Raw genomic sequence first — 16,334 nt, forward strand, 5'->3', positions numbered from 1 at the left:
GTCGTCAGGACCCGAAGGCGTCGAGGATCCGGTCGGCCGCGAGCGCGGGCGTGAGCTCGCCGTCGAGGACCTCGCGCTCGGTCTCGGCGCGGATGTCCTTGACCGCCGGGTGATCGCGCAGCCGACCCAGCAGCCGCTCGCGCACCATCTGCCACGTCCAGTCCACCTGCTGGCGGGCGCGCTTCGCGGCGAGCTCGTCGCGGGAGTCGAGGAACTCCTGGTGGCGGACCAGCGCCGACCAGACGTCGTCGAGACCCGTGCGCTCCTGGGCCGAGCAGGTGAGCACCGGCACCTGCCACGGGTCGCGCTCCCCGCGCAGCATCTTCAGCGCGGACTCCAGCTCCCGGGCCGCGCGCTGGGCGTCGCGGGCGTGCGGACCGTCGGCCTTGTTGACCGCGATGACGTCGGCGATCTCGAGGATGCCGCGCTTGATGCCCTGCAGGGAGTCGCCGGTGCGCGCCAGGGTGAGGAAGAGGAACGAGTCGACCATCTCGGCGACCGCCGTCTCGGACTGCCCGACGCCCACGGTCTCGACGATGACGACGTCGTAGCCCGCCGCCTCCATCACCACCATCGTCTCGCGGGTGGCCTTGGCGACCCCGCCGAGCGTGCCCGCCGTCGGGCTCGGCCGGATGAAGGCGTCGTCGTCGGTGGCCAGGGCGTCCATGCGGGTCTTGTCGCCGAGGATGGAGCCGCCGGAGCGCGTCGAGCTGGGGTCGACGGCGAGGACCGCCACCTTGCTGCCGCCCGCGGTCAGCTGTGAGCCGAGCGCCCCGATGAAGGTCGACTTCCCGACGCCGGGCACCCCCGAGATCCCGATGCGCCGCGCGCCCCCGGCCTGCGGCAGCAGCTCGACGAGGAGCTCCTGGGCGGCGTCGCGGTGGTCGGCGCGCGTCGACTCGACGAGCGTGATCGCCCGGCCGATCCAGAGCCGCGAGCCCGAGCGGACGCCCTCGACGTACTTCTCCAGGTCCATCGCGGCCTCCCTACACCTTCACCACGACGAGCCCGCGCACGCCGTCGAGGGGGTCGAAGTCGTCGTCCTGGGTCACGATCGGCAGCCGGTGCGCGACGGCGCTGGCAGCGATCCAGAGATCGTTCACGTTCACTCGGCGACCTCGCTCGGCGAGATGGACCCGCAGGCGCGCCCACTCCGCGGCGGTCTCCTCCCCGATGCCGAACACCTTCATCCAGGCGATTCGATCGAGGGTGGCCATCCGCCGTCCGCGTGCCTCGGAGTCCCGTGCAGCGAGGACGCCCGCCTGCAACTCCGCGAGGGTCACCACCGAGACCGCTGCCTTCTCGGGAAGCGCCGAGTCGTCCACCGGGCGCCCGACCTCCGTCGCGATGAGAACGCTCGTGTCGAGGAGCGCCCGCTCGGGTCCGGTCACCGAATGGGACCGAGGTCGTCGGTCGTCTCCCCGGCCAGCTCACGGAGGTCGTCCCGCAGCCCGGGATCGGCCTGCGCCTCATGGAGGACCCTGACGAGCTCCTCACGCGTCATCCAGCGACGCTCCGCGCGGGGGACGGGCACGAGCTGGGCCACCGGACGCCCGTTCGAGGTGACCGTCAGGGTCTCGCCGGCCTCGACGCGGCGGAGCACGCCCGCCGTGTCGTTCCGCAGTTCGCGGGACGCGATCTCGGTCATGGCGGCCTCCTGGTGTCGCAGCCCGTAGTGAAGTGTAGCCCTCGGCCTGGCGGGAGTGCCCGGACGAGACTGTCGGACCCCGTCGCTACCTTCCGCCCCATCAGCAGGTGAGCAGGGGGTCGGACATGGCAGGACACGTGACCGTCGAGGGTCTCCGGGCCGACGACGTGGCCGAGGCGCTCGGCCCGACCGTGACGGAGCGGGGGCGCCGCTACGCCCGGGACGGCGCCGTCCTGTACTCGGAGTGGCACCGGGGCGCCCTCCAGCTGCGCGCCGTGGTCCGGGGCGGCGAGGGGCAGGTCTACTCGACCATCGTGCACTTCGACGCCGACCCCGGCGGCGGGCTCGAGCTCGTCGACGGGGAGTGCTCGTGCCCGGTCGGCGCGATGTGCAAGCACGTCGCGGCGGCCGCGCTGAGCGCGGTGCCGACCGCGGGCTCCGCCGCCGCCCCGGCCTGGGAGTCCCGGCTCGACGCGCTCCTCGGAGCGTCCGCGAGCGGCCCTCCCCGGGGCACCGGCACCCTGGGGATCGAGCTCACGCCCGACGGCGCGGGTGGGCTGATGGCCCGCCTGGTGCGCCCCGGGGGCTCGAAGGGCTGGGTGTACGGCGGGCTGCTGTGGAACCGGATGCTGCAGCCCGCGGCGCAGGCCGAGCACCACCCGGACCACCTGGCCGTCGTGCGGGAGCTGTACCTGCTCCACCACGCCGCGCAGGCCGCCTCCCCCGGCTTCTCCCCGTACCGGTACTACGGCTACGGCGCGTCCGAGAAGTCGATCGACCTCGCGGAGATCGCGAGCCCGCGGCTGTGGACGCTGCTCGACGCCGCCGCCGAGGTCGGCCTCCCCCTCCTGCCCTCCCGCCACCGGCTCGGGCCCGTCGACCACCGCGGCCGTGCCTCCCTCTCCCTCGACGTCGCGGCCGGTGCCGACGCCGGGTCGCTCGCGATCCGCCCCGTCCTGCGCTTCGAGGGCGCCGACGCGCCGGACCCCGACGCCCGGGCCGTCGCGTTCCTGGGTGGCGACACCGCGCACGGCGTCGCGATCGTCTCGCGCGCGGAGGGCCTGGCCCCGGTCTCGTGCCGCCTGACGATGGCCCGGCTCGACCCGCCGGTGGCCCGCGCGGTCTGGCAGGTGGCCCTCGACGACGCCGACATCGCGGTGCCGGCCGACCAGCTCCCCCGGTTCCGCGAACGGTTCGCGCCGCGCCTGGCCGAGCTCCGCTCCGTGGTCTCCTCCGACGGCTCGTTCACCCCGCCACGGATCGGCCCACCGGTCCTGGTCCTGCGGGCCGCGTTCGGCGACGAGCACGTCCTCGGCCTCTCCTGGCACTGGTCCTACGACGTCGACGGCACCGACGTCCGGGTCCCGGTCGACCGCCCGTCCGATCACCGGTTCCGGGACGACCTGGCCGAGGAGGCGGTGCTCGACGTCCTCGACGCCCTCCCGGTCGACTGGGAGCGGTTCCGCATCCACCCGACCGAGCACCCCGGCCCGCACCGGCTCGCCGGCCTGCACACGGCCGCGTTCGTCACCGAGGCGCTCCCGGTGCTCGCCGACGCCGAGGGCGTCCGGGTCGAGCACGACGGCGAGGCCGCCGACTACCGCGAGGTGGGCGACGCGCTGGCCATCGGCGTGTCGACCACCGAGTCCGACGCCGGCACCGACTGGTTCGACCTCGGGATCACCATCACCCTCGAGGGCCGGGCGCTGCCGTTCGCGGAGGTGTTCGCCGCGCTCACCCGCGGCGAGACCCACCTGCTGCTCCCCGACGGCGCCTACTTCTCGCTCGAGAAGCCCGAGCTCGTCGCGCTGCGCGCCCTGATCGAGGAGGCCCGGGCGCTGCAGGAGACGCCGTCCGACACGATCCGGCTCACGCGCTACCAGGCCGGGTGGTGGGAGGAGCTCGCCGAGCTCGGGATCGTCGACGCCCAGGCCGAGGCCTGGCAGCAGCAGGTCGGGGGGCTCCTCCGCGCCGGCGCGGTCGACGCGGCCGCGGTGCCCGAGGGGCTGCGGGCCGACCTGCGGCCCTACCAGCGCGAGGGCTTCGAGTGGCTCGCGTTCCTCTGGCGTCACGGCCTCGGCGGCGTGCTCGCCGACGACATGGGACTCGGCAAGACCGTCCAGGCCCTCGCGGTGATCCTCCACGCGCGGGAGCGCGACCCGGACGCCGGCCCGGTGCTGATCGTCGCGCCGACGAGCGTGGTGCCGAACTGGACGCTCGAGGCCGCCCGGTTCACTCCGGGCCTGCGGGTGGTCGCCCTGACCGACACGCTGCGGCGGCGCGGGGAGGAGCTCGAGGCCGTGGTCGGCGACGCCGACGTCGTCGTCACCTCGTACACGCTGTTCCGGCTCGACGCCGCGGCGCACGAGCGGATCAGCTGGTCCGGCGTGCTCTTCGACGAGGCGCAGTTCCTCAAGAACCGGCAGTCGAAGGTCCACCAGTGCGCCCGGCGGGTCCCGGCGCCGGTCAAGGTCGCCGTCACCGGCACCCCGATGGAGAACGACCTCATGGAGCTGTGGGCGCTCCTCTCGATCACCTCGCCCGGTCTCTTCCCGAGCCCGGACCGGTTCCGTGAGAGCTTCGCGCGGCCCATCGAGAAGGGAGACGCCGAGACCCTCGGCCGGCTCCGCCGCCGGGTGCGGCCGCTGGTGCTGCGCCGCACGAAGGAGCAGGTCTCCCCCGAGCTGCCGGCCAAGCAGCAGCAGGTGCTGCCCGTGGATCTGGCGCCCGCGCACCGCCGGCTCTACGACCGCACCCTCCAGCGGGAGCGCCAGAAGATCCTCGCGCTGCTCGACGACGTCGACGGGAACCGGTTCACGATCCTGGCGTCGATCACGCGGATGCGGCAGCTCGCCCTGCACCCGGCCCTCGGCGGCGGTGACGGCGCGGGTGGCGGGAGCGCGAAGATCGACCTGCTCGTCGAGCAGCTCCGCGACGTCATCGCGTCGGGTCACCGCGCCCTGGTGTTCAGCCAGTTCACCGGCTTCCTCGCGCACGTCCGGGACGCGCTCGAGGCGGCGGGCATCGCCCACGCCTACCTCGACGGCACCACCCGCGACCGGGCGGCCGCGATCGCCGGCTTCACCGACGGCGGGGCGCCGGTCTTCCTCATCAGCCTCAAGGCGGGCGGGTTCGGCCTCAACCTCACCGAGGCCGACTACTGCTTCCTGCTCGACCCGTGGTGGAACCCCGCCACCGAGGCCCAGGCGATCGACCGGGCCCACCGGATCGGCCAGGACCGCACGGTGATGGTCTACCGGCTGATCGCCCGCGACACCATCGAGGAGAAGGTCCGGGCCCTCGCCGCGCGCAAGGAGGGCCTCGTCGCCGGGGTCATGGACGACGGCGCGGAGTTCGCCGGCGGGCTGTCCGCCGACGACATCCGCGCCCTCGTCTCGTGACCACCGGCCGCCCCGCGGGCGGGTCAGGAGGCGGCGTGCCCCAGCTTCTCCGACAGGCTCCCGAGCAGCTGGGTCGCCGCGTCCGCGATCACGGTGCCCGGCCCGAAGATGGCCGACGCCCCGTTCGCGAGGAGTTCCTCGTGGTCGCCCGGCGGGATGACGCCGCCGGCGACGATGAGGATCTCCTCCGCGCCGAGCTCGGCGAGCGCGTCGCGCAGCGCCGGGACCAGGCTCAGGTGGCCCGCCGCGAGCGAGGACACCCCGACGACGTGCACGTCGGACTCGACGGCCTGCCGCGCGACCTCCTCGGGGGTCTGGAACAGCGGGCCCACGTCGACGTCGAAGCCGAGGTCGGCGAACGCGGTCGCGATGACCTTCTGCCCGCGGTCGTGCCCGTCCTGGCCCATCTTCGCGACGAGGATGCGGGGCCGGCGGCCCTCGGCCTCCTCGAACTCCGCCGCCGCGGCCCGCGCCTGCTCCACCGCGGAGTTCTCGCCCACCTCGTCACGGTAGACCCCGGAGATCGTCCGGACGTCCGAGCGGTGCCGGCCGTAGACCTTCTCGAGGGCGTCGGAGATCTCGCCGACGCTCGCGTGCGCCCGGGCGGCGTCGATCGCCAGCTTGAGCAGGTTGCCGTCGAGGCCCCGCTCCCGCGTACCGTCCTGCGCCGCCTGCGCGGCGTTGGTCAGGGCGTCGAGCGCCGACTCCACCGCCTGGCCGTCGCGGTCGCGACGCAGCTCGGCGAGCCGCGCGACCTGCTGGCGCAGCACGTCGGCGTTGTCGACCTTGAGCACCTCGACGTCCTCGCCGCCGAGCAGCGGGTACTTGTTGACGCCGATGAGCGCCTGGCGGCCGGAGTCGATGCGCGCCTGGGTGCGGGCGGCCGCCTCCTCGATGCGCATCTTCGGCAGGCCCTCGTCGATGGCCTTGGCCATGCCGCCGGTCTTCTCGACCTCCTCGATGTGCGCCCAGGCGCGCCCCGCGAGCTCGCGGGTCAGACGCTCGACGTAGGCCGAGCCGCCCCACGGGTCGACGGTCCGCGTCGTGCCCGACTCCTGCTGGAGCAGCAGCTGGGTGTTGCGCGCGATCCGGGCGGAGAAGTCGGTGGGCAGCGCGAGCGCCTCGTCGAGGGCGTTGGTGTGCAGCGACTGGGTGTGGCCCTGGGTCGCGGCCATCGCCTCGACGGCGGTGCGGACGACGTTGTTGTAGACGTCCTGCGCGGTGAGCGACCACCCCGAGGTCTGGGAGTGGGTGCGCAGCGAGAGCGACTTGTCGTTCGTCGCGCCGAAGTCCTTGACGAGCTTCGCCCACAGCAGCCGCGCCGCCCGCAGCTTCGCGATCTCCATGAAGTAGTTCATGCCGATGCCCCAGAAGAACGACAGGCGCGGCGCGAACCTGTCGACGTCCAGCCCGGCGTCCCGCCCGGCCCGCAGGTACTCCACGCCGTCGGCGAGGGTGTAGGCGAGCTCCAGGTCGGCCGAGGCCCCGGCCTCCTGGATGTGGTAGCCCGAGATGGAGATCGAGTTGAACTTGGGCATCTTCTCGGACGTGTAGCTGAAGATGTCCGAGATGATCTGCATCGAGGGTTGCGGCGGGTAGATGTAGGTGTTGCGGACCATGAACTCCTTGAGGATGTCGTTCTGGATGGTCCCGGCGAGCTGTTCGGGCTCGACGCCCTGCTCGGAGGCCGCGGCCACGTAGAGCGCCATCACGGGGAGCACCGCCCCGTTCATGGTCATGGACACCGACATCCGGTCCAGCGGGATGCCGTCGAAGAGCTGCCGCATGTCGAGGATCGAGTCGATCGACACCCCGGCCATGCCGACGTCCCCGGCCACCCGGGGGTTGTCGGAGTCGTATCCGCGGTGGGTGGGCAGGTCGAACGCGACCGAGAGGCCCTTCTGCCCGGCCGCGAGGTTGCGGCGGTAGAAGGCGTTCGACTCCTTGGCCGTGGAGAACCCGGCGTACTGGCGCACGGTCCAGGGCTGGGTGACGTACATCGTCGGGTACGGGCCGCGCAGGAACGGCGGCAGGCCCGGCAGGGTCTCGAGGAAGTCCAGCCCCTCGGTGTCGGCCGCGGTGTACAGCGGCTTGACCCCGATCCCCTCCGGGGTCTCCCAGAGCAGGTCGTCGGGCCCCTTGCCGGTGGCGTGCTCGAGCGCCTCGTCCCAGGTGCCGCGCGGGTCGGCCGGTTCCCCCAGCTCGACGTCCGCGAACGATTCGATCCCCATCAGGCGGGCTCCCCTTCTGTCGTGCTCGAGCCGAGCAGGAGGTCGAGCAGGTCGGTGAGCAGGCCCGCGGCGTCGCACCCCGTGTACAGGTACCCGGTGAGCGCGGTGTCGTCGTCGGGCCCGAGGCCCGACGTCCTCGGCGACCCGGCCAGGACCACCCGCTGCGCGCCGGCGTCGGCCAGCGCCCGCGCGAGGGGGGCGGCGTGCTCGGCGTAGACCTTGTCGCCGGAGGCGATCACCGCGACCGGTGTCCCGGCCTCGCGGAACGCGGCGACGATCTCGTCGACGTCGGTGCCGCCCGGGCCCTCGACGACGTCGATCCCGCCGGCGTGCAGCAGGTTGGTCGTGAACGACAGGCGGGCGGTGTACTGCGCGAGGCTGCCGAGGGTCGCCAGGAACGCGGTGGGCCGCTGCGCGGCCGCGTCGGCCCGGTCCCGGAGCTCCTCGAAGACCTGGGCGTACCGGCGACGGGGCAGGCCGCCGGAGTGCTCGTCGGCCGGGGCCGGCTCGCGCTCGGGGAGCAACTCCGCGAGGTTCGGGAACTCGCTGACCCCGGTGATCGGGTCCCGGCGGTGCGCGATCCGCTCGGCCCGCCGCGACCAGGTCTCCTCGAGCGCCGCGGCCACGGACCCGTCGTCGAGGGCCGCGGCCGCGCCCCCCGCGCCCTCGATCGTCGTGAAGACGTCCCAGGCGGCGTGGGCGAGCGAGTCGGTCAGCGACTCGACGTACCAGGAGCCGCCCGCGGGGTCGATGACGTGCGCGAGGTGGGACTCCTCGAGCAGCAGCGCCTGGGTGTTGCGGGCGACGCGGCGGGAGAAGTCGTCGGGGAGGCCGAGGGCGGCGTCGAACGGCAGGACCGTCACCGCGTCGGCGCCGCCCAGGCCCGCGGCCACGCAGGCGACGGTGGTGCGGAGGATGTTCACCCACGGGTCGCGGGCGGTCATCATCGCCGGGGACGTCACGGCGTGGGTGCGCAGCGCCCGTGCCTGCTCCGCGGCGCCCGCGACCGCGCCGATGCGGTCCCAGCACCGGCGGGCGGCGCGGAGCTTGGCGAGCGTCGCGAACTGGTCGGCCGTGGCGGCCAGGCGGAACTCGACGCGGGCGAACGCGTCGTCCACCCCGAGCCCGGCGTCGGTGAGCAGGCGTACCGCGTGGAGCCCGGCCGCCAGCGCCGCCCCGAGCTCCTGGCCGTCCGAGCCGCCGGCCTCGTGGTACGGGAGCCCGTCGGCGACGACCGTGGCGAGCGCCGGGTGGTCGGCGGCGGCGGTGCGGGAGTGCTCGACCATCGCGTCGAGGTAGCCGTCGGACAGCGCCGGACCGCCCCGGGTCCGGGCCAGCAGCGGGTCGTAGCCCAGCGAGCCGCCGAGCGCCGACGTCACGCCGTGCTCGCCGGCCAGGCGCAGCAGCGCCGCGGCGGCGTCGGGGGTGTCGCGGCCCGCGGAGAGCGCGATCGGGGCGAGGTCGAGGAGGACACCCTCGAGCAGCGTCGGGAGGGACCCGACCGCCGGGCCGCCCGCTTCGCCGAGCACCAGCCACAGCGACGAGACCCCGCCCTCGAGGTCGGCCATGAGGACGTCGTGGGCGCCGGCGAGGTCGGCTTCCGCGGGGAAGGCGTGCCGCTGGCGCACCCCCCAGCCCTCGGCGACGTGCCCCTCGGGCCGCGAGGCCCGCGTGAACGGCGGCAGGCCCGGCACCCCGGTGGCGACGCCGGGCGCGTCCTGCGCGGTGTAGAGGGCCTCGATCCCGAACCCGTCGTCGGTCAGGGTCGCGATCGCGGCCTCGGCGTCCTCGGGACGGACCTCGCGGCCGGTCTTCGAGAGCGCCCCCGCCACGAGCTCGCGCCAGCGGGCGCGGTCCGGGGTCTCGAACTCCCCCGCGAGCACGAGCTCCTCGGGCGCCTGCGGGGACCCCGACGTCGATGGTCCGGCTGTCATGCGCGGGATCGTAGAACGGTCAGCCCGGACCGGTTCGGCGTGATGGCCCACGCCACCGGGGCGAGCGGGCCGGATCGGTTCAGGTCGGGGCCACCGGGACCGCCGCCCGACGACCGTTCGGTGACCACGAGCACACGGCGCAGCCGCGGAGCGCGGCGCGGATGCGCCCCGTGCCCCTCGCCGCAGCGGAGCGGACCCCCCGGGCCGGCCGCCGACCACCAGGGGCGCACCACGCACCCGCGGAGCCCCGCGGACCTGCGCCCCGTGCCCCTCGCCGCCTGCCCCCGCCGACCACCCCTCACCGGCGGCGCCGGGCCCGGACCGCGCCCGCCAGCTCGTCAAGGAGGGCGACGGTGGTGTCCCAGCCGACGCAGGAGTCGGTGACGCTGCACCCGCGCACCATCTCGGGGCCGATCTCCTGGCGTCCCTCGACCAGGAAGCTCTCGACCATCACCCCGGCCACCGGACCGCCCGCGGCCACCTGGGCGGCGAGGTCGGCGACGACGCCGGGCTGGCGGCGGTGGTCCTTGCCGGAGTTGCCGTGGCTCGCGTCGACCACCACGCGGCCGTCGCGGCCCGCCGCGCGCAGCCGGTCGACCGCCGCCCCGACGGAGGCGGCGTCGAAGTTCGGGCCGGACGACCCGCCGCGCAGGATGAGGTGGGCGTCGGCGTTGCCGGTGGTGGTGATGAGCCCGGCGAGGCCCTCCGTCGTCACGCCCATGAACGCGTGGGGGGCGGCGGCGGCCCCGATCGCGTCGATCGCGACGCCCACGTCGCCGTCGGTCCCGTTCTTGATCCCCACCGGCATCGACAGGCCGCTGGCGAGCTGACGGTGCACCTGGCTGGCGGCGGTTCGCGCGCCGATGGAGCCCCAGGCGACGAGGTCGGCCAGGTACTGCGGCGTGATCGGGTCGAGGAACTCGCAGCCCAGCGGCAGGCCGAGCTCCGCCAGGTCGAGCATCAGCGCCCGGGCGGTCCGCAGCCCGCGGGCGACGTCGAACCCGCCGTCGAGCCCGGGGTCGTTGATCAGGCCCTTCCAGCCGACCGTGGAGCGCGGCTTCTCGAAGTACGTGCGCATCACCACGTGGAGGTCCTCGGCGTGGGCGGCGGCCCGCTCGGCGAGGCGGGCGCCGTACTCGCGCGCGGCGTCGTCGTCGTGGATCGAGCAGGGCCCGACGACGACGAGCAGGCGGTCGTCGCCGTGGCTCGAGCCGTGCAGCACGTCGACGGCGGCGGCGCGGCCGCGGCGCACGGCGTCGGCCGCGGCGGGACCCGCCGGCAGCTCGTGGCGCAGCAGCGCCGGCGAGGGCAACGGGGTGACGGCGGCCGTGCGGGCGCCGTCGAGGGGAGCGGCGTCGACGGTCCGTTCGAGGGCCGGGGCGGTCATCGGGTTCCTCCGGGTGGTCATCACGACCCGGGCCCCGGCCCGCCACGATCCCGCCGAGCCGGTCCGGGTCCGGCTCGCGGGTGGGGGGTCAGCGCAGCGGTCTACCCGCCGACCCCTCCCGGGCCGGGCACGTAAACCGGTACCAGCGCTGCACGGCGATCACCCTACAGGTCGCCTGGTGCTCATGCGCCCGATGTGAGCCGGATGGCGGTGCGCGGTCGCCCGGACACCGAGAGCGAGGATCGTCGGGACCCGGCAGACTCGTCGTGACGGTCCACGACGTGCCGTCGTACACGGCGCCGACTCCCAGGGAGTGACCGCTTCGTGCCTTCCGCGCCCGCCATCCTTCCCCGCCCCCTCGCCCCCCACGTCATGACCTACCTCGCGGTGCTGGTGCCGTTCGCGGCGCTGCTCGCGGCGATCCCGCTGGCCTGGGGGTGGGGCCTGTCGTGGCTCGACGCCGGGCTCGCCGTCGGCTTCTACGTGGTCTCGATGCTCGGCGTCACCGTCGGGTTCCACCGCTACTTCACCCACGGCGCGTTCCGCTGCGGGCGGGCGCTGAAGATCGCGCTGGCCGTCGCGGGGAGCCTCGCCGTGCAGGGTCCGGTGACGCACTGGGTCGCCGACCACCGCCGTCACCACGCCTTCGCCGACAAGGAGGGCGACCCGCACTCGCCGTGGCGCTACGGCACCTCGCCCGCGGCCCTGGTCCGCGGCTTCTGGCACGCCCACCTCGGCTGGATCCTCGAGCGCACCCTGTCCGACCAGCGCCGTTACTGCCCCGACCTGCTCGACGACCCCGACGTCGTCCGGGCCAGCCGGTGGTTCGGGTGGATCACGTTCGCGTCGTTCGCGGGGCCGGCCCTCATCGGCGGGCTCGTCACCTGGTCGTTGTGGGGCGCGGTCACCGCCTTCTTCTGGGCGGGGCTCGTCCGCATCGCGCTCTCCCACCACGTGGCCTGGTCGACGAACTCGATCTGCCACATGGTCGGCGAGCGGCCCTGGCGGGTGCGCGACCGGTCGACGAACGTGTGGCCGCTGGCGCTGCTGTCGATGGGCGAGTCGTGGCACAACCTGCACCACGCCGACCCGACGTCGGCCCGTCACGGGGTCGGGCGCTTCGAGATCGATCTGTCGGCCGAGACCATCGCGGCGTTCGAGAAGCTCGGCTGGGCCTGGAACGTCCGCTGGCCGCGGGAGGAGCGCCTCGAGCGGCTCCGCGTGATCCGGCCCGGGGCCGAGACCGAGACCGGGACCGAGACCGGGACCGAGACCGAGACGCCGACCGGGCCCCGGGCCGAGCCGCAGGCCCAGGCGTAGGGCCCCGGGCTCAGTCCCGGCGCAGCCGCGCCTTCTGCACCTTGCCCATCGCGTTCCGCGGCAGCTCGTCGACGACGACGACCTCCCGCGGGCGCTTGTGCTTCGAGAGCCGCTCGCCGACGAAGTCCATGACCTCCTGGGCGTCCACCGGGCCGTCGGGACAGACGACGTGGGCGACGATGCGCTGCCCGAGGTCGTCGTCGGGCTCCCCCACCACCGCCGCCTCGCTGATCCCGGCGTGGGCGAGCAGCGCGGTCTCCACCTCGCCGGCGCCGATGCGGTAGCCGCCGGACTTGATGAGGTCGACCGAGCGGCGCCCGACGATGCGGTGGTAGCCGGCCCCGTCGACCACGGCCGCGTCGCCGGTGCGGAACCACCCGTCGTCGGTCCAGGTCTCGGCGGTGGCCTCGGGCCGGTTGAGGTAGCCGTCGAAGAGCGACGGGCCCCGGACCTGCAGCTCGCCGATCGACTCGCCGTCGGCGGGGACGTCGTCGTCGGTCGTGCGCGGCTCGCCGTCGGGACCGTCCACCACGGCCCGCAGCCGGGTCTCGACCCCGGCCACCGGCACCCCGACCCAACCGGGCCGGCGCTCGCCGTCGGCCCGCACCGCCAGCGTGATCATCGTCTCGCTCATCCCATAGCGCTCCAGCGGCGCCTGGCCGGTGTGCTCCCGGACGCGCTCGAACACCGGGACGGGGAGCGGCGCGGACCCGCTGACGAGCAGCCGGGCGTCGGTGAGGGCGGCGGCCGACGCCGGGTCGTCCCCGATGCGCGACCACACCGTCGGCACCCCGAAGAAGAGCGAACCGCCGTGCTCGCGGGCCGCCCGCGCGTAGTTCTCGGGCGTCGGACGACCGGTGTGCACCAGCCGCGACCCGGTCCGCAGCGCCCCGAACACCCCGAGCACCAGCCCGTGGACGTGGAAGAGCGGCAGCCCGTGGGCGAGGGTGTCGGCCGCGGTCCAGGCCCAGGCGTCGGCGAGCCCGTCGAGGCCCGCGGCCATCGCGTCGGCCGAGAGCAGCACGCCCTTGGGCGAGCCGGTGGTGCCCGAGGTGTAGAGGATCAGGGCGGGCCCGTCGCCGGTGGGCTCGCGGACCTCGTGGCCGGCGCGCCGGGAGAGGTCCACGCGGCGGCACGGCAGCGTCACGTCGCGCGGCTTGTCGCCGAACCAGGTGGTGGCGCCGGAGTCGGAGAGCAGGTGCCCGCGCTCGGCCAGGCCGCTGTCGGGCGGGACCGGCACGACGGGCGCCCCGGCGAGCAGCGCCCCGACCACCGCGACGACGGTCTCCGCGCTCGCCGTCGCCGACACCGCGACCGGCGAGGTGGGGGCGGACCGCTCGCCGATCTCGTCGGCGACGACGGCCGCGGCGCCCAGGAGCTCCGGCCCGGAGAACGCGGTGTCGCCGATCCGGACGGCCTCCGGGTCGTCGAGGCCGCCGTCGAGCAGCGCGCGCAGCAGGGGCACCGTCGCACCTCCGGGGGACGCCGGGTGGAGCGCCGGCCGCGGGGACGGCACGACGCCGGGGAGCGCGCCCATTGTCGCCCCCGCGGCCACCGGCGCGCGCGTCCGATGGCGCGGCGCCGGGCGTGGGAGGATCCACCGGGTGAGCCAGGGGTCCCCCGCCACCGCGCGGCAGCGCCCGCGTCCGTCCCTGCTCTACGCGGTCAAGCAGGTCGAGCTGATCGTGCGGGCGCACCTCGACGACCTGCTGCGCGACTCCGGGGTGACCGCGCTGCAGTACACCGCGCTGACCGTCCTGGCCCGCCGCGACGGGCTGACCTCCGCCGAGCTCGCCCGCAACTCGTTCGTGACGCCGCAGGCGATGGCCGACCTGGTGAACTCCCTGGAGCGCGGCGGTTTCATCGTGCGCCGCCGCAACCCCGAGAACCGCCGCCAACTGCTGATCAGCCTCACGGCCGACGGCGACGCGCTCCTGGCACGGTTCGACGACCCGGTGGCGCGGATCGAGACCCGGATGCTCGACGGGTTCGACGACGCCGACCGGGAGCGGTTCCGCGACTACCTCAACCGGGCGCGGTCGTCGTTGGAGGGTTAGGACCCCGCCGGGCGCGCAGCGCGACCTTGTCGAGCTTCCCGGTCGGGTTGCGGGGCAGGGCGTCGACGACCTCGACGGTGCGCGGGTGCTTGAACCGCGCGAGCCGGCCGTCGAGGAACGCGACGACGTCGGCCGGGGTCGCGGTGGCGCCCTCGGCGAGCACCACCCACGCGTGCCCGGTCTCGCCCCACCGCTCGTCCGGCACCCCGACCACCGCCGCGTCGACGACGTCCGGGTGCCCGACGAGCACCCCCTCCACCTCCGCGGGCGAGACGTTCTCGCCGCCGGAGATGTAGAGGTCCTTGACCCGGTCGACGATGCGGTGGAAGCCCTCGTCGTCGACGGTCGCGACGTCGCCCGAGCGGAACCAGCCCTCGTCGTCGAACGCCGCCCCGGTCTCGGCGGTGCGCCGCCAGTACCCGTCGACGACGTTCGGGCCGCGGACGAGGATCTCGCCCGCGTCGGAGAGCCGGACGTCGGAGAAGAAGTGCGGCCGGCCCGCGGTGCCGGTCTTCTCGCGGGCGTGCTCGCGGTCGAGCAGCAGGACGCCGGGCGCGGCCTCGGTCATGCCGTAGCCCTGCAGGAACACGAGCCCCCGCGCGGCGTAGGTCTCGAGCAGCGACGGCGGCACCGGCGCGCCGCCGCAGAGCAGGTAGCGCACGCTGGAGAGGTCGGTGCCGGCGAAGCGCGGTGAGCGGGCGAGCGCCGCGAACATCGTCGGGACCCCGAACATGACCGTCACGCCCTCGGCCGGCACCAGGTCCAGGGTGCGCTCGACGTCGAACGCCTCCTCGAGCACCAGCGTGCCGCCCTTGAGCAGCACCGGCAGGCACGTCATCCCGAGCGCCGCGGCGTGGAAGAGCGGCGCGGAGAGCAGGCAGACCTCATCGCGCGCGAGGTCGACGTCGACGAGGACGTTGAGGGCGTTCCAGGTCAGGTTCGCGTGGGAGAGCCGCGCCGCCTTGGGCCGGCCGGTGGTGCCGGAGGTGTAGAGGAGGACGGCGGTGTGGTCGGGGTCGACGTCGACCGGGTCCCGACGATCCGTGGTGGCGGCGATCAGCTCGTCGTAGGTTCCGCCGACCTCCAGTGTCAGGAACGTGGCGTTGCTGTCACTCGGTGTCCGCAACGACTCTTTCCTGACATCGGCCGCGTGGACGAGGACGCGCGCCTCGGTGTCGGCCAGCGCGAACACGTGCTCGTCGGGCGCGAGCCGGACGTTGAGCGGGACGAACACCGCGCCGAGGGCCGTCGTCGCGAACAGGGTCTCGACGAAGGCCGGGTGGTTCGGCCCCAGGTGGGCCACGCGGTCGCCCCGCGCGACGCCGAGACCGGCGAGCCCGGCCGCCAGCGCCCGCGCGCGGTCGTCGAGCTCCGCGTAGGTGACCCGACGGGCGCCGTGGACCAGCGCCGTGCGCTCCGGCGTCGCGCGGGCCCGCCGGGCGGTCCAGGAGCCGAGGCCGGGCGGCGGGGTCATCGCTCAGCCGCGCTCAGCCGCGGCGGAGCCGAACCTGTCGTAGGCGCCGAGGCCGGGGCGGTAGGTCTTGTCGTCGAGGAACTGCTGCAGGCCCCGCTGCTTGCCCTGCTCCGGGTCGTGGCCGGTCGCGGCGTCGAGCTTGGCGTACAGGTAGTCCTCGGCGGTGTCCCACGACATCTGGCGGACCTTCTTCACGCCGACCTTCGCGGCCCGCAGCACGTGGGTGTTCATCCCGGCCAGCTTGCCCGCCACCTCGACGGTCCGCTCGCGCAGCCGCTCGCCGGGCACGGCCTCGTTGACCAGCCGCATCGCCGAGGCCTCCCGGCCGTCGAAGCGCTCCCCGGTCATGACGTACCACTGGGCGTCGCGGGCGGACATCGTCTCGGCGAGCGCCCGGCTGACCAGGCCGCCCGGCGGGATGCCCCAGTTGACCTCGGAGAGGCCGAAGGAGGCGTCCTCCGCCGCGATCGCGAGGTCGCAGCACACCAGCGGGGTGAACGCGCCGCCGAAGCACCAGCCGTTGACCATGGCGATCGTCGGCTTCGGGAAGTGGATGAGCCGGCGCCACTGCCACTCGGCGGAGTCGCGCCGGGCGCGGACTTCGACGTGCGGGGGCGCCGCGTCCACCTCGCGGAAGTACTCCTGGAGGTCCATCCCGGCCGACCAGGCGTCGCCGCGGCCGGTGAGGACGACGACCCGGACGTCGTCCGCGGCCTCCAGCCAGTCGAGCGCGGCGATCATCTCCCGGTTCAGGGTCGGGTTCATCGCGTTGCGCTTGTCCGGCCGGTCGAAGAACAGCCAGCCGATCCCGGCCTCGTCGGGCGCCCGCCCGACCTCGATCCCGACGGTCTCGAACGTGGGCGGCTCGGACATGGGCGTGCT

Annotated in this window: 12 protein-coding genes; 3 read left to right on the forward strand and 9 right to left on the reverse strand. The window is 74.7% G+C overall.

The genetic code is table 11. The features are described from left to right. Positions 1-4: 4 nt before the first annotated feature. From meaB to HH311_RS05185, 3 genes are read right to left on the reverse strand one after another with little or no spacing between them, the layout of a single operon-like run. Entirely contained in the window at positions 5-976 is a 972-nt protein-coding gene (meaB, locus tag HH311_RS05175; RefSeq protein WP_169182418.1) for a methylmalonyl Co-A mutase-associated GTPase MeaB, read from the reverse strand. 10 nt (positions 977-986) lie between these two features. Beyond that, complete coding sequence (locus HH311_RS05180; protein ID WP_169182419.1) at positions 987-1,391, reverse strand: type II toxin-antitoxin system VapC family toxin; 405 nt, start codon at positions 1,389-1,391, stop codon at positions 987-989. Next, positions 1,388-1,648 (reverse strand): type II toxin-antitoxin system Phd/YefM family antitoxin, encoded by a 261-nt coding sequence (locus HH311_RS05185; protein ID WP_169182420.1) that lies wholly within the window; start codon positions 1,646-1,648, stop codon positions 1,388-1,390. Before HH311_RS05185 ends, HH311_RS05180 begins: the two co-directional genes overlap by 4 nt. 125 nt (positions 1,649-1,773) lie before the next feature. On the opposite strand from HH311_RS05185, the gene HH311_RS05190 reads away from it, so the two are divergent. Continuing rightward, on the forward strand, positions 1,774-5,049 hold the full coding sequence (locus tag HH311_RS05190) for a DEAD/DEAH box helicase (protein ID WP_211189506.1): 3,276 nt from the start codon (positions 1,774-1,776) through the stop codon (positions 5,047-5,049). Between the two features lie 23 nt (positions 5,050-5,072). On the opposite strand, the gene scpA is transcribed toward HH311_RS05190, so the two are convergent. From scpA to HH311_RS05205, 3 genes are all read right to left on the reverse strand, one after another. Next, positions 5,073-7,280 carry a methylmalonyl-CoA mutase gene (gene scpA, locus HH311_RS05195; RefSeq protein ID WP_169182421.1) on the reverse strand — a complete coding sequence of 736 codons (2,208 nt, stop codon included), beginning with the start codon at positions 7,278-7,280 and terminating at the stop codon, positions 5,073-5,075. Continuing rightward, positions 7,280-9,214: a methylmalonyl-CoA mutase family protein gene (locus HH311_RS05200; protein WP_169182422.1), complete on the reverse strand. Its 1,935-nt coding sequence runs from the start codon at positions 9,212-9,214 to the stop codon at positions 7,280-7,282. The genes scpA and HH311_RS05200 overlap by 1 nt, the downstream gene beginning before the upstream one ends. Positions 9,215-9,512: 298 nt before the next feature. Beyond that, positions 9,513-10,601 carry a 3-deoxy-7-phosphoheptulonate synthase gene (locus HH311_RS05205; protein WP_169182423.1) on the reverse strand — a complete coding sequence of 363 codons (1,089 nt, stop codon included), beginning with the start codon at positions 10,599-10,601 and terminating at the stop codon, positions 9,513-9,515. 372 nt (positions 10,602-10,973) lie between these two features. On the opposite strand from HH311_RS05205, the gene HH311_RS05210 reads away from it, so the two are divergent. Then, positions 10,974-11,921 carry an acyl-CoA desaturase gene (locus HH311_RS05210; protein ID WP_169182694.1) on the forward strand — a complete coding sequence of 316 codons (948 nt, stop codon included), beginning with the start codon at positions 10,974-10,976 and terminating at the stop codon, positions 11,919-11,921. Positions 11,922-11,931: 10 nt separating this feature from the next. Here HH311_RS05210 and HH311_RS05215 read toward each other — a convergent pair whose 3' ends face one another. Beyond that, entirely contained in the window at positions 11,932-13,386 is a 1,455-nt protein-coding gene (locus HH311_RS05215; RefSeq protein WP_312029951.1) for an acyl-CoA synthetase, read from the reverse strand. Between the two features lie 139 nt (positions 13,387-13,525). Here HH311_RS05215 and HH311_RS05220 point away from each other — a divergent pair, with 139 nt between their 5' ends. Next, entirely contained in the window at positions 13,526-13,978 is a 453-nt protein-coding gene (locus HH311_RS05220; protein WP_312029952.1) for a MarR family transcriptional regulator, read from the forward strand. Here HH311_RS05220 and HH311_RS05225 read toward each other — a convergent pair. Together HH311_RS05225 and HH311_RS05230 are read right to left on the reverse strand one after the other, a co-directional pair. Continuing rightward, positions 13,947-15,452 carry a long-chain fatty acid--CoA ligase gene (locus tag HH311_RS05225; RefSeq protein ID WP_169182425.1) on the reverse strand — a complete coding sequence of 502 codons (1,506 nt, stop codon included), beginning with the start codon at positions 15,450-15,452 and terminating at the stop codon, positions 13,947-13,949. The two genes, HH311_RS05220 and HH311_RS05225, sit on opposite strands and share 32 nt — an antisense overlap. A gap of 3 nt (positions 15,453-15,455) precedes the next feature. Beyond that, positions 15,456-16,325 (reverse strand): p-hydroxycinnamoyl CoA hydratase/lyase, encoded by an 870-nt coding sequence (locus HH311_RS05230; RefSeq protein ID WP_169182426.1) that lies wholly within the window; start codon positions 16,323-16,325, stop codon positions 15,456-15,458. Between the last annotated feature and the right edge of the window lie 9 nt (positions 16,326-16,334).

Source organism: Actinomycetospora sp. TBRC 11914 (assembly GCF_012933465.1).
In the GTDB taxonomy this organism is placed as follows: Bacteria; Actinomycetota; Actinomycetes; order Mycobacteriales; family Pseudonocardiaceae; genus Actinomycetospora.